This window comes from Cupriavidus alkaliphilus (genome assembly GCF_014191175.1).
GTDB lineage: Bacteria > Pseudomonadota > Gammaproteobacteria > Burkholderiales > Burkholderiaceae > Cupriavidus > Cupriavidus alkaliphilus.
In genome coordinates this window covers 65218-84571 of sequence record NZ_JACHWE010000002.1, presented here as the reverse complement: position 1 = coordinate 84571, position 19354 = coordinate 65218, and the positions used below count along the sequence as shown (strand labels likewise).

Annotated in this window: 18 protein-coding genes; 8 read left to right on the top strand and 10 right to left on the bottom strand. The window is 69.8% G+C overall.

What is annotated here, in order from left to right; translation table 11 throughout:
* Positions 1–4: 4 nt before the first annotated feature.
* The 3 genes from FHX60_RS07010 (at position 5) to FHX60_RS07000 (ending at position 2154) form a co-directional block, all read left to right on the top strand.
* Positions 5–880 carry an ABC transporter permease subunit gene (locus tag FHX60_RS07010; protein ID WP_116297941.1) on the top strand — a complete coding sequence of 292 codons (876 nt, stop codon included), beginning with the start codon at positions 5–7 and terminating at the stop codon, positions 878–880.
* Positions 881–975: 95 nt separating this feature from the next.
* On the top strand, positions 976–1329 hold the full coding sequence (locus FHX60_RS07005; protein WP_183282898.1) for a hypothetical protein: 354 nt from the start codon (positions 976–978) through the stop codon (positions 1327–1329).
* Positions 1330–1428: 99 nt separating this feature from the next.
* A complete protein-coding gene (locus tag FHX60_RS07000; protein WP_183282897.1) occupies positions 1429–2154 on the top strand; it encodes a ProQ/FinO family protein in 726 nt (241 codons plus the stop codon).
* Positions 2155–2181: 27 nt separating this feature from the next.
* Here FHX60_RS07000 and FHX60_RS06995 read toward each other — a convergent pair whose 3' ends face one another.
* A complete protein-coding gene (locus FHX60_RS06995; RefSeq protein WP_183282896.1) occupies positions 2182–3321 on the bottom strand; it encodes an acyl-CoA dehydrogenase family protein in 1140 nt (379 codons plus the stop codon).
* Positions 3314–4540 carry a CaiB/BaiF CoA transferase family protein gene (locus FHX60_RS06990; protein WP_260163624.1) on the bottom strand — a complete coding sequence of 409 codons (1227 nt, stop codon included), beginning with the start codon at positions 4538–4540 and terminating at the stop codon, positions 3314–3316. Before FHX60_RS06990 ends, FHX60_RS06995 begins: the two co-directional genes overlap by 8 nt.
* 99 nt (positions 4541–4639) lie before the next feature.
* Between FHX60_RS06990 and FHX60_RS06985 the strand changes: the two genes are divergently transcribed.
* Positions 4640–5566 (top strand): LysR family transcriptional regulator, encoded by a 927-nt coding sequence (locus FHX60_RS06985; RefSeq protein WP_183282895.1) that lies wholly within the window; start codon positions 4640–4642, stop codon positions 5564–5566.
* A 58-nt stretch (positions 5567–5624) separates the two neighbouring features.
* Positions 5625–5858 carry a DUF3820 family protein gene (locus FHX60_RS06980; RefSeq protein WP_112775044.1) on the top strand — a complete coding sequence of 78 codons (234 nt, stop codon included), beginning with the start codon at positions 5625–5627 and terminating at the stop codon, positions 5856–5858.
* A gap of 10 nt (positions 5859–5868) precedes the next feature.
* Here the strand turns inward: FHX60_RS06980 and garD are convergent, their stop codons facing one another.
* Positions 5869–7434 carry a galactarate dehydratase gene (garD, locus tag FHX60_RS06975; RefSeq protein WP_183282894.1) on the bottom strand — a complete coding sequence of 522 codons (1566 nt, stop codon included), beginning with the start codon at positions 7432–7434 and terminating at the stop codon, positions 5869–5871.
* 376 nt (positions 7435–7810) lie between these two features.
* On the opposite strand from garD, the gene FHX60_RS06970 reads away from it, so the two are divergent.
* Positions 7811–8866 (top strand): cyclase family protein, encoded by a 1056-nt coding sequence (locus tag FHX60_RS06970; protein ID WP_112775042.1) that lies wholly within the window; start codon positions 7811–7813, stop codon positions 8864–8866.
* 114 nt (positions 8867–8980) lie between these two features.
* Here FHX60_RS06970 and FHX60_RS06965 read toward each other — a convergent pair whose 3' ends face one another.
* Together FHX60_RS06965 and psrA are read right to left on the bottom strand one after the other, a co-directional pair.
* Positions 8981–10285, bottom strand: coding sequence for an MFS transporter (locus FHX60_RS06965; RefSeq protein ID WP_183282893.1), 1305 nt, complete (start codon positions 10283–10285; stop codon positions 8981–8983).
* A gap of 74 nt (positions 10286–10359) precedes the next feature.
* The gene (psrA, locus tag FHX60_RS06960; RefSeq protein ID WP_112775040.1) at positions 10360–11451 is read right to left on the bottom strand and encodes an iron-containing alcohol dehydrogenase PsrA; all 1092 of its coding nucleotides are present in this window, start codon (positions 11449–11451) and stop codon (positions 10360–10362) included.
* Positions 11452–11708: 257 nt separating this feature from the next.
* On the opposite strand from psrA, the gene FHX60_RS06955 reads away from it, so the two are divergent.
* Positions 11709–12581, top strand: a complete 873-nt coding sequence (locus tag FHX60_RS06955) for a LysR substrate-binding domain-containing protein (protein ID WP_183282892.1) — start codon at positions 11709–11711, stop codon at positions 12579–12581.
* On the opposite strand, the gene FHX60_RS06950 is transcribed toward FHX60_RS06955, so the two are convergent.
* The 3 genes from FHX60_RS06950 to pedF all read right to left on the bottom strand — a co-directional run bounded on the left by FHX60_RS06950 (position 12500) and on the right by pedF (position 15158).
* A complete protein-coding gene (locus tag FHX60_RS06950; RefSeq protein ID WP_112775038.1) occupies positions 12500–13507 on the bottom strand; it encodes a YihY/virulence factor BrkB family protein in 1008 nt (335 codons plus the stop codon). The genes FHX60_RS06955 and FHX60_RS06950 overlap by 82 nt on opposite strands.
* A gap of 205 nt (positions 13508–13712) precedes the next feature.
* Positions 13713–14621 carry a substrate-binding periplasmic protein gene (locus FHX60_RS06945; RefSeq protein ID WP_183282891.1) on the bottom strand — a complete coding sequence of 303 codons (909 nt, stop codon included), beginning with the start codon at positions 14619–14621 and terminating at the stop codon, positions 13713–13715.
* Positions 14622–14678: 57 nt separating this feature from the next.
* Complete coding sequence (gene pedF, locus FHX60_RS06940) at positions 14679–15158, bottom strand: cytochrome c-550 PedF (RefSeq protein ID WP_183282890.1); 480 nt, start codon at positions 15156–15158, stop codon at positions 14679–14681.
* Positions 15159–15433: 275 nt separating this feature from the next.
* Between pedF and FHX60_RS06935 the strand changes: the two genes are divergently transcribed.
* Positions 15434–17434, top strand: a complete 2001-nt coding sequence (locus FHX60_RS06935) for a sigma-54-dependent Fis family transcriptional regulator (RefSeq protein WP_183282889.1) — start codon at positions 15434–15436, stop codon at positions 17432–17434.
* Positions 17435–17455: 21 nt separating this feature from the next.
* On the opposite strand, the gene FHX60_RS06930 is transcribed toward FHX60_RS06935, so the two are convergent.
* Both FHX60_RS06930 and FHX60_RS06925 read right to left on the bottom strand, forming a co-directional pair.
* Positions 17456–18415 (bottom strand): MBL fold metallo-hydrolase, encoded by a 960-nt coding sequence (locus tag FHX60_RS06930; protein ID WP_183282888.1) that lies wholly within the window; start codon positions 18413–18415, stop codon positions 17456–17458.
* On the bottom strand, positions 18415–19350 hold the full coding sequence (locus FHX60_RS06925; RefSeq protein ID WP_183282887.1) for an alpha/beta fold hydrolase: 936 nt from the start codon (positions 19348–19350) through the stop codon (positions 18415–18417). Before FHX60_RS06925 ends, FHX60_RS06930 begins: the two co-directional genes overlap by 1 nt.
* Positions 19351–19354 lie beyond the last annotated feature (4 nt).

Here is a 19354-nt window from a genome sequence, read left to right as displayed (position 1 = left end):
CCAGATGTCCGCTACCGTCCAACGCATCGAGCCGCCGCCGCATGCCGGCGCGGCGCCCGCGGCCGCCCCGGGCCGCCCCATGAAGACCGTGTCGGGCTACCGCCTGCCAGGCGAAGGGTCCAGCTCGCGCATCTCCACCATCACCGTGGTGCTGCTGCTGGCGCTATGGTGGCTGGCCAGCCATCTGCGCTGGCTGCCGCCGCTGTTCCTGCCCACGCCCGAGTCGATCTTCACCGCCTTTATCGATGCCTGGCAGGGCAACCTGCAGGGCGGCCAGCCGCTGACCGAGCATTTCGCGGCGAGCATGCTGCGCGTGTTCGGCGCGTTTGCGCTGGCGGTCGCCACCGCGGTGCCGATCGGCGTGATGATGGGCGTGTCGCGCATCGCCCGCGGCATCTTCGATCCGCCGATCGAGTTCTACCGCCCGCTGCCGCCGCTGGCCTACCTGCCGCTGATCGTGATCTGGTTCGGCATCGACGAGACCTCGAAGGTGCTGCTGATCTTCCTGGCCTGCTTCGCGCCGCTGGCGATGTCGGCACAGGCGGGCGTGCGCTCGGTCACGATCGAGCAGATCAACGCGGCGTACTCGATGGGCGCAAGCCCGTGGCAGGTGGTGCGCCATGTGGTGATCCCGGCGGCGCTGCCCGATATCCTGACCGGCATGCGCATCGCCATCGGCTTCGGCTGGACCACGCTGGTCGCCGCGGAGATGGTGGCGGCCACGGCGGGGCTGGGCCAGATGGTGCTCAACGCGTCCAACTTCCTGCGCACCGACGTGGTCATCATGGGCATCGTGCTGATCGGGCTGATCGCCTATGTGTTCGACCTGCTGATGCGCAAGCTGGCCAAGTGGCTGGTGCCCTGGAAGGGCAGGATGTGATGCCAGCGGCCCCGCGGCAAGTCTGCGGGGCCGGTTGCGCTGTAACATGGCGGGCACCTCGCCGGGCCGGACCCGGCGACACCTGCAAGCCCGCCATGAATCGCTCGCCTCTCCTTGCTCCTCTCTCTCCCCTCGCCCGCCGTTGCGTGGCCGTAGCCGGCCTGATCTGCCTGGGCACCGCCCGGGCCACCGATATCGATTGCGCCCCTCCCGCCAGACCCGCCGTCGCCACCCAGGCGCAGCGGCTGGTCTGCGAATCCGCGCTGTTTTCCATGGGCTACCAGCGCATCTACGCCGACCAGCAACGGCTGCTCAAGGCGGGCGCCATCACCGAGGCAGACATCGCCGCGTTCCGGAACAAGCGTGACCGTTGCGACACGGCCGCCTGCCTGGACGCCGTGTTCCGGGAGTGGCGGACCTTCGCGGCCCAGGCCCGCGCCAGGCCTTAGGCGCCGTCTGCTCAGCCCGCGGCGGAAGCCCCCCGATGCCGCCGGGCATGCCCGCCGCCCGGCCTTGATACAATCCCGGTTCACACAACGGCAGACATCATGGGCTTCGAACAACTGGCAGCACTCAGGGACCAACTCGCCAAGAAGGCGGCCGCCGAATCCAGGAAGGGCGAGCGCAAGGGCCCGCGCCAAGGCGCGACCGGCGGCGCCACCGGCGACGCGTCCAAGGGCGCATCCAAGGGCGCGCCGAAGCGCCCCCGTGACGGCGAGCGCACTGGCGCCAGTGCAAACACGCCCGCGGGCGCCAAGGGCCGCCGCGCGGCGCCTGCGGCCGCGCCGGCCAAGCCGGTCGATCCGGTGGTGCATTCCATTGCCCGGCTGCAGAAGCACTTCCCCAAGGCCTTCCCCAAGAACCCGGCCCCCAAGGTGCCGCTGAAGATCGGCACCTTCGAAGACCTGACCCAGCATGCGGCAAAGCTGGGCCTGGACGAGGCCGAGCTGCGCGAGGCGATCCGCACCTGGTGCAGCGGCGCGCGCTACTGGTCGTGCATGGTGGAAGGCGCCAAGCGGCTGGACCTGGACGGCAACGAGGCCGGCGTGGTCACCCTGGCGGATGCCAAGCGCGCCCAGCAACTGAAGGCGCGCCGCGCCGGCGCCGCGCGCCAGAAGGCCAAGGCGGCCGCGCCTGCAGCCGCTGCAGCGTCCGACGCGCCGGCGGCTCCTGCCGCGGCGGAGTCAGTCGCGGAGCCAGCCGCGGCGCCTGCCGAGGCACAGGCTGAGGCACAGGCGACGCCGGCTGCGCCTGATACCCCGGAAACGCTCTGACCCGCGCCGCCGGCCGTCCGGCGGCGCCTATCCCAGCACCGCGCGCGCGATCACGGTCCGCTGGATTTCCGACGAGCCCTCGTAGATGCGCAGGATGCGCGCATCGCGCACCAGCCGCTCCAGCGGCATTTCCCGCGTGAAGCCGTAGCCGCCGTGGATCTGCAGCGCGGCATCGGTGACGAAGCCCACCATCTCCGACGCATAGAGCTTGGCCATCGACGCCTGCTCGGTAAAGGGCTCTCCGTCGCGGCGCCGCGCCGCGGCCTGCAGCGTCAGCAGCCAGGCCGCCTCCAGCCGCGTGCGCATGTCCGCGAACATCCATTGCAGGCCCTGCTTGCGCGCCAGCGGCTCGCCTCCCACCTGGCGCTGGCGGGCCCAGTCCACCGCGCAGGCCAGCGCCGCCTCGGCGATGCCCAGGCTGGTGGCGGCCACGTCTAGCCGGCTGTTGTCGAGCACCTTCATCGCGGTGCGGAATCCCGTGCCCTCAGGCCCCAGCCGGTTGGCGGCGGGCACGAAGCAGTCGAGCGCCACCTCATGGGCCGGCGCGCCATGGATGCCCATCAGTTTCTCGGCGGGCGCCACCTGCACGCCGTCGCTATGCCGGTCCACCACGAAGGCGCTGATGCCGCGCGTGCCCGCGGCCGGGTCGGTCCTGGCATAGACCACGATAAAGTCCGCCGCCTCGGCATTGGAGATAAAGTGCTTGACCCCGCGCAGCCGGTAGCCATCGCCTTGCGGCGTGGCGCGCGTGGCCATGTCGGCGGGGTTGGAGCCGGCGCGCGGCTCGGTCAGCGCGAACGCACCCAGCCGCGTGCCGGCCGCCGCGTCGGGCAGGTAGCGCGCACGCTGGCAGTCGTCGCCGCCGATCAGGATGGAGTCGGTGGCCAGGTAATGCGCGCCGAGCATCGACGACGTCGAAGCGCAGGCTTTGGCAACCTCCGCCAGCGACAGGATCAGCGCCACCGGCGAAGTTTCCGTGCCGCCCCAGCGTTCCGGCAGGTTCATCCCCATCAGGCCGAGTTCGGCCAGTTGTGGCACATAGCGCGTGGTGGACGTTTCCGCGCGGTCCACTTCGGCCGCCTTCGGCGCCAGTTCGCTCTGCGCGAAACGGCCGATGGCATCGGCGATTTCCAGGTCGCCGGGCTCGACGCCCAGTCGTTTAAGCATGTTGTTTCTCCTTGCTGAATTCGTGCGCGGCCAGGATGGCCCCGGTGTGCTGCCCCAGCTCAGGCGCGGGCGTGACCCGGTTGGGGCCATACCCCGAGAACTTCACCGGCTGCGACGGCAGCCGCAGCGTGCTTCCATCCGGCCCGGCCACTTCGGTCAGCAGGCCGCGATGGACGGCCTGCTCGCTCTCCAGCGCCTGCCTGACATTGCGGATCGGCGCCACCGGAATGCCCGCCGCGCCCAGCACGCGGTTCACCTCGGCGACGGTCAGGCCTGACGACCACGCTTCCAGCCCGGCGCGCAGCGCGGGCTCGAAGCGGCAGCGCGATTCGTCATCGGCAAAGCGCGGGTCATGCGCCATGTCCGGGCAGCCAATGGTTTCGGCCAGCGTGTGGAACAGCTTGTTGTTGAGCACCGCCACCACGTAGAACCCGTCCGCGGCGCGGTACACGCCGAACGGCGCGGACGACGGATGGCGGTTGCCCACCCGCTGCGGCGCCCGCCCGGTGGCGGCATAGCGCGCGACCAGCGTCGCGCTCAGGCTCAGCGTGGCGTCGAACATCGAGACATCGACATGCGTGCCGCGCCCGTTCTTCTCGCGCGCCAGCAGCGCCGCCAGCACGCCCCATGAGGCAAAGAGCCCGCTGACCGCATCGGAGACCGCCTCGCCCAGCATGGTCGGCGCACCGTCGGGCGCGCCGGTGGCATCCATCAGCCCGCACATCGCCTGCAGGATGATGTCGTAGGCAGGCCGGTGCGATTCGGGCCCGGTCTGGCCGAAGCCCGACACGCTCGCATAGACCAGCGACGGATTCAGCGCCCGCAGCGCCTCGTAGCCGATGCCGAGCTTGTCCGCCACGCCCGGACGGAAGTTCTCCACCACCACGTCGGCGCGTGCGCACAGCGCGCGGGCCAGCTCCAGCCCCGCCGCCGTCTTCAAATCGATGACGACGCTCTGCTTGTTGCGGTTCATCGCCGCGAACAGCCCGCTCCTGCCGCCGACGAAGGGCCCGACGGCGCGGTAGTCGTCGCCGCCGGGCGGCTCGATCTTGATCACCTCGGCGCCCAGGTCGCCCAGCAGCGCCGTGCAATAGGGTCCCGCCAGCACCCGCGAAAAATCGATCACGCGGATGCCTGCCAGCGGCAGGTCGGAATGGGGGGAATGGGGGGAATCGCTGGACGGATCCAAGGCTTGCTCCTCGATGGCTTGCAAGCGCATGGCTTGGGTTTCATGGCTTGCGTTTCAGTGGCTCGATTCTGCGCAGCGCAAGCTATCAAGTAAAATATGGAATTCGACTAGCACCTATAGGATTTTCTGATGCGTGTCTCGCTGCGCCGGTTGCGCTACTTCGCCGCGACCGCAGAAACCGGCAGCACCACGGCGGCGGCGCGGCTGCTGAACGTCTCGCAGCCGTCTATCTCCGTCGCCATCCGCGAGCTGGAGACGCTGTTCGAGGAAGCCCTGTTTGCCCGCGACGCCGGCGCGCGCATGACCCTGACCCGCTTCGGCGTGCGCAAGCTGGCCGAAGCCCGCCACATCCTGGGCGCGGCCACGGCGTTCGAGGTCGACAAGAGCGGCGACGGTGCGGCCGGCGAAGTGCAGATCGGGGTTTTCCGCACGCTGGCGCCGGTCTACCTGCCGGTGCTGCTGCGCCTGGCGCGCGAGCGCTATCCCAACCTCGCGGTGCGTTTTGTCGAAGGCGACCTGGCCCAGCTGGAAGACTGGCTGCACGGGGGACAGATCGAGCTGGCGCTGAGCTACGACGTCGGCATGCCCGACGACCTGGAGCGCGAATTGCTGGCCGAACTGCGGCCCTACGGCCTGGTGCCCGCCGGCTCGCGGCTGGCGCGGCGCCGTGGCAGCATCTCGCTGCACGAGCTGGCGCAGGAGCCGCTGATCCTGATCGACCTGCCGCACAGCCGCGAATTCCTGATGGCGCCGTTCTGGCAATACGAACTGCAGCCCGAGGTGCGCTACCGCGCCACCTCGCTGGAACTGGCGCGCGGCATGGTCGCCAACGGCCTGGGCGTGGCGCTGCTGATCACGCAGGCGCCCGCGTCATCGCAGATCACCGCCGTGGTCGAGAAACCGATACGGGAAGACACCGTGCGCCAGCCGCTGGTGATCGCCCGCGCGGCGCGCGCCACGCGCTCGCGTGCCGCCGAGCTGCTGGCCGAATGCGTGCGCGCCGCCGTGGCGGAGGCAACCGGTGCCCCAGCCCGCGCGCGCCCGCGCGCTGCCTGAGCCCCCCTCTCGCCAGCGCGACTGTGGTAGCGTGGCGCTTTCCGAATGGCCTGCTCCCATGACCGATTTCGACGCCGACGCCCTGAAACGCCTGGTCACCGTCACCATGCCCTTTGGCAAGCACAAGGGCACGCTGATCGCCGACCTGCCGGGCAACTACCTGAACTGGTTCGCGCGCGAGGGCTTCCCGCCGGGACAGATCGGCGCGCTATTGGCGCTGATGCATGAACTGGATCACAACGGGCTGGCGTATTTGTTGAAGCCGTTGCGGGGCCACGCATCGCCCCAGTAAAACCCAGCCCTCAGGTAACCGGCGCCGGATTGAACAACACCAGCGCATTGCGGATTTTCCAGTGCTCGGCCCATGACTTCTTGCCGCTGGCCACTGCCAGCAGCGTGTGGAACAGCTCCCAGCCCACGTCCTCGATGGTGGCCTCGCCGGTGGCGATGCGGCCGGCATTGACGTCCATCAGGTCGTGCCAGCGCCGCGCCAGGTCATTGCGCGTGGAGACCTTGATCACCGGCACTTCCGCCAGCCCGTACGGCGTGCCGCGTCCGGTGGTGAATACGTGCAGGTTCATGCCGGCGGCGAGTTGCAGCGTGCCGCAGACAAAGTCGCCGGCGGGCGTGGCGGCGTAGATCAGGCCCTTCTGCGTGACCTTTTCGCCCGGGCCGCTGACGCCGTGGATCGGGCCGGTGCCGGACTTGACGATCGAGCCCATCGCCTTTTCGACGATATTGGACAGGCCGCCCTTCTTGTTGCCGGGCGTGGTGTTGGCGCTGCGGTCGACCTGCCCTTGCTCCAGATATCGGTCATACCAGGCCATCTGGCGCACCAGCGCGTCGGCCACCTCGGGCGTGGCGGCGCGGGCGGTGAGCTGGTCGATGCCGTCGCGCACCTCGGTGACTTCGGAGAACATCACGGTGGCGCCGGCGCGTACCAGCAGGTCGGTGGCGAAGCCTACTGCCGGATTGGCGGTGACGCCGGAGAACGCATCGCTGCCGCCGCACTGGACCCCTACCACCAGGTCTGACGCGGGGCAGGTCTCGCGCCGGCGCGCGTCCAGGCGCGCGAGGTGCTTGTCCGCCGTCGCCATGATCGAATCGATCATCGAGGCGAAGCCCACGTGCTGCTCGTCCTGCAGGCACACCACGTCGGGTTCGCCGGCCTTCTGGATCGGGATGGTGCCGGCGCCGATCAGGCGCGCCGGCTGCAGCTTCTCGCAGCCCAGGCTGACGATCATCACCTCGCCGCCGAAGTTGGGGTTCAGCGCGATATTGCGGATGGTGCGGATCGGGATGCCGGCATCGGGCGCGTCGATGGCCACGCCACAGCCATAGGTGTGCTCCAGGCCGACCACGTCGTCGACGTTGGGATACTTCGGCAGCAGTTCTTCCTTGATGCGGCGCACCGCGAACTCCACCACGCCCTCGACGCACTGCACCGTGGTGGTAATGCCCAGGATGTTGCGCGTGCCGACCGAGCCGTCGGCATTGCGGTAGCCCTCGAAGGTATAGCCATCCAGCGGCGGCAGCGGCGTCACGCGCGTGCCGACCGGCAGGTCCTCCAGCCCGGGTGCGGCCGGCATGCGGATCACGCGCTCGTTGACCCAGCTGCCGCGCGGGAGGTCCCTGAGCGCGTAGCCGATCACGACGTTGTAGCGAATCACCGCGTCGCCTTCGCGCAGGTCGGCCAGCGCCACCTTGTGGCCTTGCGGGACCGCTTCGGCCAGCACCAGGCCGCACGGGAAGGTGGTGCCTGCGGGCAGCCCGCCGTCATTGGCCACGATGGCGACGTTGTCGTGCGCGTGCATCGTGATGTAGAGGGGGCGCGATGCCTGCACTGCCACAGTAGGGGTCACTGCCATGTCTTCTCCAGCCCAGCCATCCAATCAGGGCATGTGTTACGTTGTCTGACAACATTTTACAGGCTTCATTTCTTCTGAGGCCGCGGGTTATCCCTCAAATAGCCCAAATCCGGGAGATCCGCGTCGCACATTCCGCCCATGTTGTACGACAACACATAAAAACAGGGCAACACCACGATCAAACAAAAGCAACCTTTGCTGCACTGCAAAATGACCGTCCCCTGCGACATGGCCTATAAGAGTGCAACCGGTTTCATGCCAGACGGCACCGGCCAATCCACGCGCCGGCCCTGCGCAACACCCCGCCCGGCTCTGAATTCCGTTCCGCATCGCCTGGCCGTTCCCGCGGCCAGCCACACGACAGGAGGCATGACTCATGCGCTGGAAGCAACGTCCGCAAGGTTCCAACTGGGGTGACTTCGGTCCCGACGACCAGCTCGGCCGCATCAACCTGATCGGGCCCGAACAGGTCATCAAGGGCGCGCGCGAGGTGCAGGCCGGCCTGAGCTTCTGCCTGTCGCTGCCGCTGGACTACCCCGGCGGCAACAAGCTCAATCCCCGCCGCCATCCTCCGGTGCTGCGGCCGACCTTCCGCGACGACTCGCCGTACACCAATTTCCCGCTGGCGAAGATGGACCCTGCCGCGACCGATGTCATCAGCGACGACCAGGTGCTGATGTGCCTGCAGTACAGCACGCAATGGGACGCGCTGGCGCATGTGGGCGCGCTCTTCGACGCCGACGGCGATGGCCGCGCCGAGCGGGTCTACTACAACGGCTACCGCGCCAACGAGCATATCGTCGGGCCGGTCGACTACGCCGAGGACGACAACTTCGCGGCGCACCCGTGCGGCCACGACCACAGCGCGGCGCACGCGCTCGGCATCGAGAACTTCGCGGTCAAGGGCATGCAGGGACGCGGCGTGCTGGTGGACCTGGCGCATGTCTTTGGCATGGACTTCCGCAACGTCGGCTATGACGACCTGATGCGCGCAATGGAGGCCGGCAAGGTGGAAGTCGAACGCGGCGACATGCTGCTGCTGCGCACCGGCTTTGCCGAAGTGGTGCTGTCGATGCAGCGCGAGCCTGACGAGGGCGTGCTGCATCACAGTTGCTGCGCGCTCGACGGGCGGGATGACAAGCTGCTGAACTGGATCACCGATGCGGGCATCGCGGCGCTGATCGCGGACAACTATGCGGTGGAGCGGTACCCTGCCCGCCCGGCGCCGGATGGCCAATCGCACCATCCTTTGCTGCCGCTGCATCACCATTGCTTGTTCAAGCTGGGATTGCCGCTGGGGGAGCTGTGGTATTTGCGGGAGCTGGCGGACTGGCTGAGGGCGAATGGGCGGACGCGGTTTCAGTTGACGGCGCCGCCGTTGAGGTTGCCCGGGGCGGTGGGGTCGCCGGTTACGCCGGTTGCCACGGTGTAAGTGTTCGGGATGGTCCGAACTGCGGTTGGGTGCCGGACTTGACTCGCGCTGCTGTTTTGCCGGCGTAGCCGGCGAAACAGACCCACTTACATCGCGCCCGGCCGCCCCGCTTCCCTACCGCCGAATGAACGCCGCAATGACGGCACTGATAATGCAACTGGCGGCCACGATAGGAAATACCAGCGAGGTATTACCCGACTGGTCCAGGATGCGACCGATCAGCGGTTCCCCAAGGCCCGCGAGCAGATAAGAGAAGAAATTGAGAATGCCCGTAGCCGTGCCCGCCCGCTTCGCCCCTACCAGGTCCGGACACAGTGCCCAGAACGACGACGCCGGACCATAGACGAAGAAGCCCGCCAGGAACAGCGCGACGATGGCACCCATGCCCGTGGGCAACTGGTACATGACCATCGATGCCATCGCCCCCAGCACCATGTAAAGCATGATCGCCTTGCTGCGGCTCGAGCCGAACAGCCGGTCCGAGATCCAGCCGTTGGACAGCGCGCCGAACGCCATGCCCACCGGCAGCGCCACCGAGATCCAGGCCGGGTCGATCAGCGTTTCGGCGGTCTTCCAGTTCTTGCCCAGGAAGTGCACCGGCACCCAGACGATCAGGCCGTAGCGCGCCGCGTTCTGGAAGCCGATCGACAGGCCCGCGATGATCAGGCGCGGGTTACGCAGCACAGCCTGGTAGCGGGACCACGAGCTTTCCTCGGCGTCGGTCTCGACCGCGGTGGCGTGGTCCGCGTCCTCGCGCCTGGCCACGCCGGTGTCAGGCGACCTGAAGCCAAGCTCCTCGGGCCGCTCGCGCACGATCAGGTAGAACGTGATGCCGCCCAGCAGCATCAGCAGCACCGGCAGGCGGAAGATCCAGCGCCAGTCGAGCTGCAGGATGTTCACCACCACGATCGAGGTCACGAACGACAGCACCGAGGCGCAGCCGGCCGCGAACACATAGAAGCCGTAGACCTTGCCGCGCTCGCCCGCGCCCCACCAGTTCGACAGCAGCCGGCTGCCCGGTGCCCAGCCCAGCGCCTGGAAGTAGCCGTTGATGCCCCATGGGATCGCCAGGCTCTTGAAGCCGACGGCGAAGCTCACCACCCAGTTGGCCGCGCATGACAGGATCGCGCCGGCGGTCATCACGCGGCGCCCGCCGAACTTGTCGCCGAGGTTGCCGTTGATGGCCTGGCCGATGGCGTAGCACCACAGCAGGCAGGTCGAGGCCCAGCCCAGCGCCGTCTTGGACAGGCCGAACTCTTCCTGGATGCCGGGAATGGCAAAGCCGAAGGTCTGCCGCCCGGTGTAGAAGAAGAAATAGCAGAACATCGCGGCCAGCAGCATGCGCCACTGCGCGCGCCGGAACGATTGCTCGGCGGGCGCGACGAACGCCCCTGCCTGGATGCGATCGACAGTTTCCATGGTTGTCTCCTGTTGTATTGTCGGCCCGTTTGCCGGGCTCATGTGGGCGGGTAAACGCTGGCCGCGGGGAACCGCTACGCAGGCACGGCGCCGATGAAGTTCCTGCCGCGTGCCCCGTCCAGCGCGCGCGCGATCATGGCGCCGGCCTCGTCGTCGCTGACGCCGTAGTCGGCGAACTCGGTCTTCACGCCCAGCCCCTGCAGGAAGCCACGCAGGCGCTGCTGCGCGGCGGGCAACGACGGGCCGAACAGCCGCTGCAGCGTGCGGTCGCGATCGGGGCGGCGCGCCCAGGCCTTTTCCAGCACCAGCGGCAGCGTGAACGAGCACGCAATGCCGTGCGGCACGCCGTGGCGCAGCGTCATTTCGTAGGAGATCGAGTGCGCCAGCGCGGTCTTGGTGTTGGAGAACGCCAGTCCGGCCTTGAGCGCGGCCAGCGCCATGCGCTCGCGCAGCGCCAGGTCATCCAGGTTCCGCGCCAGTTGCGGCAGCGTGTCGAAGATGTCCTCGACCGCCGACACCGCGAAGGTGTCGGAGACCGGGTTGGCGTTGACGTTCCAGATCGATTCGAGCGCGTGCGAGAGCGCGTCGAGGCCGGTGGCGATGGTGGTGGCGCGCGGCACCGACAGCATCAGCTGCGCGTCGACGATGGCCGCCGCGGGCCAGGTCTGCGGCAGGTGCAGCGAGTATTTTTTCTGGTTCGCCGCATCCCAGATGGTGGCCCATGGCGTAACTTCGCTGCCGGTGCCGGCGGTGGTCGGCACCGCGATCAGCGGCCTGGCCTGCGCCGGCGTGAACGATTTGCCGCTCGCCAGCAGGCTGATCAGCGAATCGAACCGGCCCGAGCGGGTGCCGACCATCAGCGCCTTGGCGGTATCGATGGCGCTGCCGCCGCCGACCGCGACGATGGCGTCGCAGCGGTCAGCCTGTTCCCAGAAGCGGTGGTACAGGCCGGACAGCTGTGCGACATCGGGGTTGGGCTGCACGTCTTCGATCAGTCCGGCCAGGTCCGCGCCCAGTAGCGCTTCCAGCCGCGCCACCAATCCCAGCGCGCGCGCTTCGGGGAAGGTCACGACCACGGCGCGCCGGCCGTGGAGCAGGGCCGGCAACTGGTCGAGCGCGCCGGCCCCGCAATGGATCGACACGGGGTTGTGGTAAGCGTGAATCATGGGGTCTCCTGGGTCCTGGCTTCGGGTAGCGTTGGGGCGGCGGCCTGCGCCGCGCGCCCGGGTTGCCAGAAGTGTGGGAGACGCCAAACCCCCGGTCCAATCGCATCTTTGATACCCGGCTGCGCCAAAACCGATGGATCGCCGCGGCGCCGCGCCGGCCTCGGGGAAACCCTGTACGCGTCGGCGCGCGGCTGTGGGAGACTCGCCGGACACGCCGCCGCAGCGGCGGCCAGCCCCCATCCAAGACTCCGCCGTCCATGTTCCACCAGTACTACAAGTCGATCCGCTGCTTCCATGCGGTGGCGCGTACCGGCGGCTTCACCGCCGCGGCGCAATACCTGCATATCGGACAGCCCACCGTGACCGACCAGGTCAAGGCGCTGGAGACGCGCTTCGGCGTGGAACTGTTCCTGCGCAGCGGACGTGGCGTGCGCCTGACCGAGACCGGCGAGCGGCTCTACGCGATCACGCAGGGGCTGTTCGGGCAGGAAGAGGAAGCCATGCAGTTCCTGCACAGCGCGCACAAGCTCAAGACCGGGCTGGTGCGGGTGGGCGCGGTGTCACCGCCGATCGCGCTGGGGCTGGCGCGCAGTTTCCGCAGCGCGCATGCGGCGCTGGAGCTGACCGTCACCATCGGCTCGGAGGCCTCGGTGCTGCGCGGGCTGCAGGACTTCGACATCGACGCCGGCATCCTTGCCGAGCCCGACCCGGTGGCGGGACTGCATGTCGTGCCCTATCGCAGGGAACGCATCGTCGCGGTGATGCCGGCGGGCCATGCGCTGGCTGGGCGCACGACGGTCACGCTGCAGGACCTCGCCGGCGAACCCGTGATCCAGCGCGAGCCGGGCTCGAAGACGCGCGACCGCGTCGAGCGCGCGTGCGCGCAGCATGGCGTGGCACTGCACTGCGCGATGGAGATCAACAGCCGCGAGGCCATCCTGCATGCGGTGGCAAGCGGCATGGGGCTGAGCTTCGTCACCGAGATCGAATGCATCCCCTTGCCGGGGCTGCAGGTGGTGCCGGTGGACGAGCCGCTGCTGTCGATCGACTATTCCCTGTGCTGCCTGGGGGTACGCAAGGAGCGGCCCTTGATCGCGGCGCTGTTCGCGGTGGCGCTGGGCGGCGGCTGAGACTCGGCCCTGGCGCGCTCGAGCTCGCGCTCGCGCTCGGCCGCGGCTTCGTGGCGGCGCGAGCCGTAGCGGCGCGCGTACTGCCAGGTGAACTCCGCGCCCAGCAGGAAGATCTGCGCGGAGTAGTACACCCACAGCAGCAGCACCACCAGCGAGCCGGCGGCGCCGTAGCCGTTGGCGACGCCGCTCTTGCCGATATACAGGCCGATCAGGAACTTGCCCAGCGTGAACAGCAGCGCCGTCACCGCCGCGCCCAGCCAGACGTCGGGCCAGCGCACCTTGGCGCGCGGCATGATCTTGTAGATCATGGCGAAGATCACCGTGATCAGCACCAGGCTGACCACGGTGTCGAGCACATGGGCGATCAGTTCCTCGGCCCCGAACAGCGGCCCCCACAGGCGGTTGAGCGCGGAGATGGCCGCGCTCAGCAGCAGCGATACCACCAGCAGGAAGCCCACGCCCAGGATCAAGCCGAACGACAGCAGGCGCGCGCGCAGCAAGGCGAACAGTCCCGAGGTCTTGCGCCGCTCGGGCACCTCCCAGATCCGGTCCAGCGCCGACTGCAGTTCGGCGAACACCGTGGTCGCGCCGATCAGCAGCACCACCACGCCGATCACCGCGGTCAGCGCGCTGGCCGCGGGCTTGCTGACCGCCAGCAGCATCGCCTCGACGGTCTTGGCCCCTTCCGGGCCGAGCAGCCCCTGCAGCTGCGCCACCACTTCGCCGCGCGCGGCCTCGTGCCCGAACACCACGCCGGCCACCGAGATCACGATCAGCAGCAGCGGCGCGATCGAGAACACCGTGTAGTAGGCCAGCGCCGCGCCCATGCTGGGCGCGTAGTCTTCCACCCAGGCGTTGACGGTATCCCGCAGCAGCCCGTAGAGCGCGCGGGGCGAGGACAGCAGAACCGACGAAATGGAAGGCATCGCTCGATCCCCAGTCACGATACTGCCCTGCCCCCCGCAATTCCCGTTCCTGCCCGCGGCCATGTGCTGCGGCGATGGCAGGCGCGGCGCCACGGCGCCGCCAGGGCGCTACCGGCGCCGCCCCGGGCAGCCGCGGTGCGTCAGGCCCGCGCCAGCCTGGCGACCCCGCGGTGCCGGATCGCATGCATTCTTTACAACGCCCGCCTCACGGCGCCTGCATCGACACCCCGTAGCCGCCAAAGATGCGGGCCAGCTCGCCGTTGCCGCGCAGCGTGTCCAGCGCTGACTGCAGCGCCTCGGCCAGCTCGCGCTCGCCGGCCTTGACCGCCATGCCGACGGCCCAGCCGCGCGCCGGCAGCAGCGGCGCGCTGATGTCGCTGGCGGCATAGCGGCTGGCGGCGTGGCTGCCGGCCTTGAGCGCGCTTTCATACTGCGCGCGCGTCACCAGCGCGGCGGCGATCTCGCCGGAGAACAGCGCGTGCAGCGCCTGGCCGGGCTCGGGGTAGATCCTGACCCGGTCGCGCAGCGCGCCGCCGCCGGCGGACAACAGCGCGTTGGCCCCGGCCGAGCCCGCGGCCGCGCCGGTCGGCTGGCCGGCCAGGTCTTCCAGGCCGCGCACGTCCGGCACCCGCTCGCGGTCCCGCACCAGCACGAAGGTCTCGCGGTAGTACGGTGCGACGATCAGCGCCTTGTCGTTGGCGCGCATGAAGGCGCGGTCGACCGGCACGTGCAGCATCACGTCGGCCGGTCCGTAGCCCAGGTAATGGCCGCGCCAGACCATCGCGCGCAGGTCGTCGGCCATGTTCTCGTCGGCATCGAACGGCAACAGCGCCACGGACAGGCCCAGCGCCTTGCCCAGCGCTTGCGCCAGCGCCACGTCGATGCCGGCGTACTGGCTGCCGGCCAGCGACGAGAACGGCGGCAGGCCCTTGTACACCGCCACCTTCAGCGTGCCGGCCTGGCGGATCCGGGCCAGGTCGGCATGCGCCGGCGACACGCCGAGCAAGGCGGCGGCAGCCAGCAGGATGCCGCCAAGCCAGCGCAGCATCCGCGCCGAAGGTGCGGGCAGGACGAAGAGGGTAAGCCGTGGGCCGCGGACAGGGCTGTCAGGCATGGCATTGCTCCAGTTGGACGAGGGGGACCGGCGGCATCGACAGCGTTGGCGCCGCGCTTACTCGTGGCGCGATTCCAGGTAGGTCTTGATGGCCCAGACCGCCTCCTGGCTCAGCACGCCGTCGAACGGCGGCATGTAGACGCGGCCGTCGCGGGTGCGGCCCTTGCGCACGGTGGTGGCATAGAACTGCGAGATCTCGCTCTGGCAGGCCTGCTTTTTCCTGGCGTCGGCCAGGGCGACGCAGTCGCCGTCCAGCTTGCGCAAGTCGGGGGCGATGCCGCCCGACACGGCCTCGAGCCCGTGGCAGCGCGCGCAGTTCTGGTTGTACGCCGACGAGCCGATGCGCAGCGCCTCTTTGTGCGCATCGCCGCTGCGGTAGGGATTGTCCGGACGCCATTCGTCGCCCAGCTGTGGTAACGCTTTGGTATCGACGGCCTGGGGCGTGACATCGCCGTGGGCCAGCACCGGGCCGGCGGAAAAAGCGGTCAGGGACGCGCAAAGCGAGAGCAAGGCGAGCAGGCGGTGCTGCGTTTTCATGGATGTCTCCTACAGTGATGGGGCTGGCTTATGTTTGCTCCCATTTCCGCAAGAGCCATACCAAGGCGGCGGCGCGGCACAAATCCCGGCGAAGTGCCGCGTTTGCCGGGCAAAATCCGCCCGGGCAACGTTGCGGTGCCGCCGCGGTGTCCCGGAATGCCACACCCTGGCAAGTGTTTTGCTTCACCACGCAACACTGCCGAGTCCGCGCCTGGCGCGGCCGGCGGCGACCCGCGCAAAGATCGCGGGCGGATTTTCCACAAGGAGACCGAGACATGACCATCCAGCCGGATCCGGCCCGTCCGCGCGCGGACGCCCCCGGTGACGCCGGGCACGAGCGTGCCGAGCTGATTGCCCAGGCCCACCAGCGCTCGGAGTCTTATGGCCTGCGCCCCTATGAGTCGCCCGATTTCTGTCCGGTGCTGCAGAGCGAGCTCAAGACCCGGATCGAACGCAGCCAGTCGCTGTTCACCTATGCCCTGCCGGTGATGGAGACCCTGCACGACCAGATCGTCGACACCCAGAGCATGATCGTGCTGACCGACGCCGATGGCCTGATCCTGCACGCCATGGGCGACGACGACTTCCTCGCCCGCGCCGACAAGATCTCGCTGCGCCCCGGCTCGGAGTGGTCGGAGGCGCGCCGCGGCACCAACGCCATCGGCACGGCGCTGGCCGAGAACCGCGCCACGCTGGTCCACGGCGCCGACCATTACCTCGAGGCCAACCAGTTCCTGACCTGCTCGTGCATGCCGATCCTGGATCCTTACGGCAAGACCGTGGGCGCGCTGGACGTGACCGGCGACCAGCGCGGCTTTCACAAGCACACCATGGCGCTGGTGCGGATGTCGGCGCAGATGATCGAGAACCAGCTGTTCGGCAATGCCTTCCGCGACATGGTGTGCATTCGCTTCCATTCGCGCGCCGAATTCCTCGGCACGCTGGTGGAGGGCATCGTCTCGTTCACGCCCGGCGGGCGCTTCCTGTCGGCCAACCGCAGCGGGCAGTTCCAGCTGGGCCTGTCCAACGGCGCGCTGCAGGCGCATACCTTCTCGTCGCTGTTCGGGCTGTCGATGTCGCAGCTGTTCGACGCGGCGCGCGCGGCCCATGCCGGCATCGTCCCGCTGCACCTGCCCAGCGGCGTCAAGGTCAGCGCGCGCGTGGAATGGAAAACCCCGGCCGCGGCGCTGTCCGGCGGCACCGAGGCGCGCCACGCGGGGGCGGGCGGCGCCACCGGCATCCCGCGCAGCCTGGCGGCGGGCCCGGCGCCGTCGCCGGGGCTGGATGAACTGGACACCGGCGACGCGCAGATCCGCACCGTGATCGGCAAGCTGCGCAAGGTCATCGGCAAGGACATCCCGGTGATGGTGCTGGGCGAGACCGGCACCGGCAAGGAGTTGATGGCGCGCGCCATCCATGCCGACAGCGGGCGCCGCGCCGGTCCCTTCATCGCGGTCAACTGCGCCTCGATCCCGGAGAACCTGATCGAGTCGGAGCTGTTCGGCTACGAGGAAGGCGCCTTCACCGGCGCGCGCAAGAAGGGCGGCATCGGCAAGATGCTGCTGGCCAACGGCGGCACGCTGTTTCTCGACGAGATCGGCGACATGCCGCTGCACCTGCAGGGCCGCCTGCTGCGCGCGCTGCAGGAGCGCGCGGTGTCGCCGCTGGGCAGCAGCAAGGTGATCCACATCGACGTCTCGGTGGTATGCGCCACCAACCGCAACCTGCGCGACCTGGTCGCCAGCGGGCAGTTCCGCGAAGACCTGTACTACCGCCTCAACGGACTGGTGGTGCGGCTGCCGGCGCTGCGCGAGCGCAGCGACCTGGACGTGGTCGCCGGCAAGCTGCTGCACCAGCAGCACGGCGGCGGTGCGGCCGGTGCGGACAACAACGCGCCCCGCATCAGCGACGCGGTGATGGCACTGTTCCGCCGCTACCACTGGCCGGGCAATATCCGCCAGCTGGGCAACCTGCTGCGCACCGCGCAGCTGATGGCCGAAGGCGAAGCCGAGATCACCGAGGAGCACCTGCCCGACGATTTCCTCGACGACCTGCGCGAGGCGCAGGCACAGGCGCCCGTGGCCGCGCCGGCCGTGGCGATGGCGCAGGGCCTGCAGCCCACGCGGCTGGCCGAGGTCGAGGCGATGGCGATCGTGGCCACGGTCAAGGCCCACAACGGCAATATCTCGGCGGCAGCCAAGGCGCTGGGGATCTCGCGCAACACGGTCTACCGCAAGATGGAGGAGGCACGCGGGCTGCCGCAGCAGTCCGGCTGACCCGGCACGCGCATGCCGGCTTCAGGCCGGCGGCTCGCCCTGCATCCACGCGTCTTCCAGCTGGCGCCAGGCGCGCTGCAGGTTCAGCGGATGGCGCGTCGGGAAATGGCGCCAGTGGCGGAACGGCCCGGCCGCCACGGCATCGGCCGCTTGGCTTGCATCGCGGCCCGCCGCCAGCGCGGCGCCAATGCCGTCCGCGAGCGCATCGAGATACGCCAGCGTCGGCACCAGCGTCTGCGCAGGCGTGCCGGTCGCGGTGGCGACCACGATGTCCGCCGGCAGCGCGATCAGTTGCCGCAGCGCCTGGCGCCAGCCTTGCAGCGAGGCTTCCTGCATCTCCGGCACGCGACCGCGGTACGCCAGCCCTCCCGCGCACAGCAGCCGCAGCTGCGGCGCGTACAGCACGGTATCCGACGCGCTGTGGGCAGGCGCATGCACCTGCACCTGCCACGCCGTGCCGCCCGTGTGCAGCCAGGCGCCGTGCTGAAGCGCGGGCTCCGGCAGCACGATCGCGCTACCGCGCATGGCCGCGCGCCCGAGCTGCGCGCTCAGGCTGGCCAGACAGGCCTCGCATCGTTGCCGCATCAACGCGGCAGTGGCGGCCGACGCCAGGAACAGCGGTCGCGGCCGCAGCCCGGCAAAGGCGGCATTGGCCAGCACGTTCTCGGGATGGGCGTGGGTGTTGACCACCCAGCGCACCGGCTGCGCCGTCAGCGCCCGGATCGCGCCGAGCAGCGCCCTGCCCCACGCCGCCTGCGGCCCGGGATCGACCACCAGCACGCCCGCGCGCGTGACATGGACCAGAGTCGGCACCACCGCGCCGGCGTTGGCGCGCATGGCCTCGGCGTTGTCGGCGCGGGCGACGTAGACACCGGGCCGCAGCGGGTCCAGCACGAGCCGCGTGCCGGCCGCCGTGGCGGGCCGCCAGGCGCCCAGCGCCAGCGCCAGCGTGGTTCCGAGAAAGGCACGACGCGTAGCCATCAGCGCTGCCAGGCGCTGGCGCGGATCGCGTCCGCGAGTGCGTCGCGCATGGCACCGTCCGCCAGGTGACCGCCGTCGATCCAGGCCAGCCGCGCGGCCGGCATGGCGTGCCGCAGCCGCAGGGCGTTGGCGGGCCGGCACACCGCGTCGGCGCGGCCATGCAGCAGCGTCACCGGCAGCCCTTGCGCCGCGATGTCCCGCGCCGCGCGCAGCAACGCCGGCTTGCCCAGCCCGGCGCGGTGGCGCAGGTAATGCGCCTGGATGCGGTATTTGCGTACCGTGGCCAGCCGCTCACGCGCGGTCTGCCGGCGTCCCTGTGCAACGTCGCGCAGGCCGAGCCGGTCCAGCTCGAGCCGGCGCCACGCCGCAGCGGTGTCCCGTTTTTGAACAGTCGTTCCACTTTGCAACAGTCGGGACACCGTCAGCAGCCGGGCGCGCGCCTCGGGCAGCCGCTCGCCCGCCGGCGCGACGCGGCGCAGCAGGCCGCCGCCGGCGCGCGGTGCAAACAAGCCCAGCACGTCGTCGCGCCCGGTCAGGAACGCGCCGCGCAATACCAGCGCGGCGACCGCATGCGGATAGCGCGCGGCATAGGCCAGCGCCAGCGCCGCGCCCCACGATCCCCCGACCACGCCCCAGCGCGCGATGCCCAGCGTCGCGCGCAGCTGTTCCAGGTCCGCCAGCAGCGCGCCGACATTGTTGCGCCGCAGGCTGCCTGCCGGGGTCGAGCGGCCGGCGCCGCGCTGGTCGGGCATCGCCACGCGGTGCCGCTGCGGGTCGAACCATGCCGCCATCGACGCGGCACAGCCGCTGCCCGGCCCGCCGTGCAGGACCAGCCAGGGCTCGCCGTGCGGCGGGCCGCTCAGGCGCACATGCAGGCGCTGCGCGTCGGGCGTGCGCAGGTGGAAGACGGTGTGGTCCAGGGTGGCGTCGGGCATGGTT

What these genes read in the sequence shown, in the direction of transcription:
- FHX60_RS07010 (WP_116297941.1), top strand. Translation starts at nt 5, where the DNA reads ATGTCCGCTACCGTCCAACGCATCGAGCCGCCGCCGCATGCCGGCGCG.
- FHX60_RS07005 (WP_183282898.1), top strand. Translation starts at nt 976, where the DNA reads ATGAATCGCTCGCCTCTCCTTGCTCCTCTCTCTCCCCTCGCCCGCCGT.
- FHX60_RS07000 (WP_183282897.1), top strand. Translation starts at nt 1,429, where the DNA reads ATGGGCTTCGAACAACTGGCAGCACTCAGGGACCAACTCGCCAAGAAG.
- FHX60_RS06995 (WP_183282896.1), bottom strand. Translation starts at nt 3,321, where the DNA reads ATGCTTAAACGACTGGGCGTCGAGCCCGGCGACCTGGAAATCGCCGAT.
- FHX60_RS06990 (WP_260163624.1), bottom strand. Translation starts at nt 4,540, where the DNA reads ATGCGCTTGCAAGCCATCGAGGAGCAAGCCTTGGATCCGTCCAGCGAT.
- FHX60_RS06985 (WP_183282895.1), top strand. Translation starts at nt 4,640, where the DNA reads ATGCGTGTCTCGCTGCGCCGGTTGCGCTACTTCGCCGCGACCGCAGAA.
- FHX60_RS06980 (WP_112775044.1), top strand. Translation starts at nt 5,625, where the DNA reads ATGACCGATTTCGACGCCGACGCCCTGAAACGCCTGGTCACCGTCACC.
- garD (WP_183282894.1), bottom strand. Translation starts at nt 7,434, where the DNA reads ATGGCAGTGACCCCTACTGTGGCAGTGCAGGCATCGCGCCCCCTCTAC.
- FHX60_RS06970 (WP_112775042.1), top strand. Translation starts at nt 7,811, where the DNA reads ATGCGCTGGAAGCAACGTCCGCAAGGTTCCAACTGGGGTGACTTCGGT.
- FHX60_RS06965 (WP_183282893.1), bottom strand. Translation starts at nt 10,285, where the DNA reads ATGGAAACTGTCGATCGCATCCAGGCAGGGGCGTTCGTCGCGCCCGCC.
- psrA (WP_112775040.1), bottom strand. Translation starts at nt 11,451, where the DNA reads ATGATTCACGCTTACCACAACCCCGTGTCGATCCATTGCGGGGCCGGC.
- FHX60_RS06955 (WP_183282892.1), top strand. Translation starts at nt 11,709, where the DNA reads ATGTTCCACCAGTACTACAAGTCGATCCGCTGCTTCCATGCGGTGGCG.
- FHX60_RS06950 (WP_112775038.1), bottom strand. Translation starts at nt 13,507, where the DNA reads ATGCCTTCCATTTCGTCGGTTCTGCTGTCCTCGCCCCGCGCGCTCTAC.
- FHX60_RS06945 (WP_183282891.1), bottom strand. Translation starts at nt 14,621, where the DNA reads ATGCCTGACAGCCCTGTCCGCGGCCCACGGCTTACCCTCTTCGTCCTG.
- pedF (WP_183282890.1), bottom strand. Translation starts at nt 15,158, where the DNA reads ATGAAAACGCAGCACCGCCTGCTCGCCTTGCTCTCGCTTTGCGCGTCC.
- FHX60_RS06935 (WP_183282889.1), top strand. Translation starts at nt 15,434, where the DNA reads ATGACCATCCAGCCGGATCCGGCCCGTCCGCGCGCGGACGCCCCCGGT.
- FHX60_RS06930 (WP_183282888.1), bottom strand. Translation starts at nt 18,415, where the DNA reads ATGGCTACGCGTCGTGCCTTTCTCGGAACCACGCTGGCGCTGGCGCTG.
- FHX60_RS06925 (WP_183282887.1), bottom strand. Translation starts at nt 19,350, where the DNA reads ATGCCCGACGCCACCCTGGACCACACCGTCTTCCACCTGCGCACGCCC.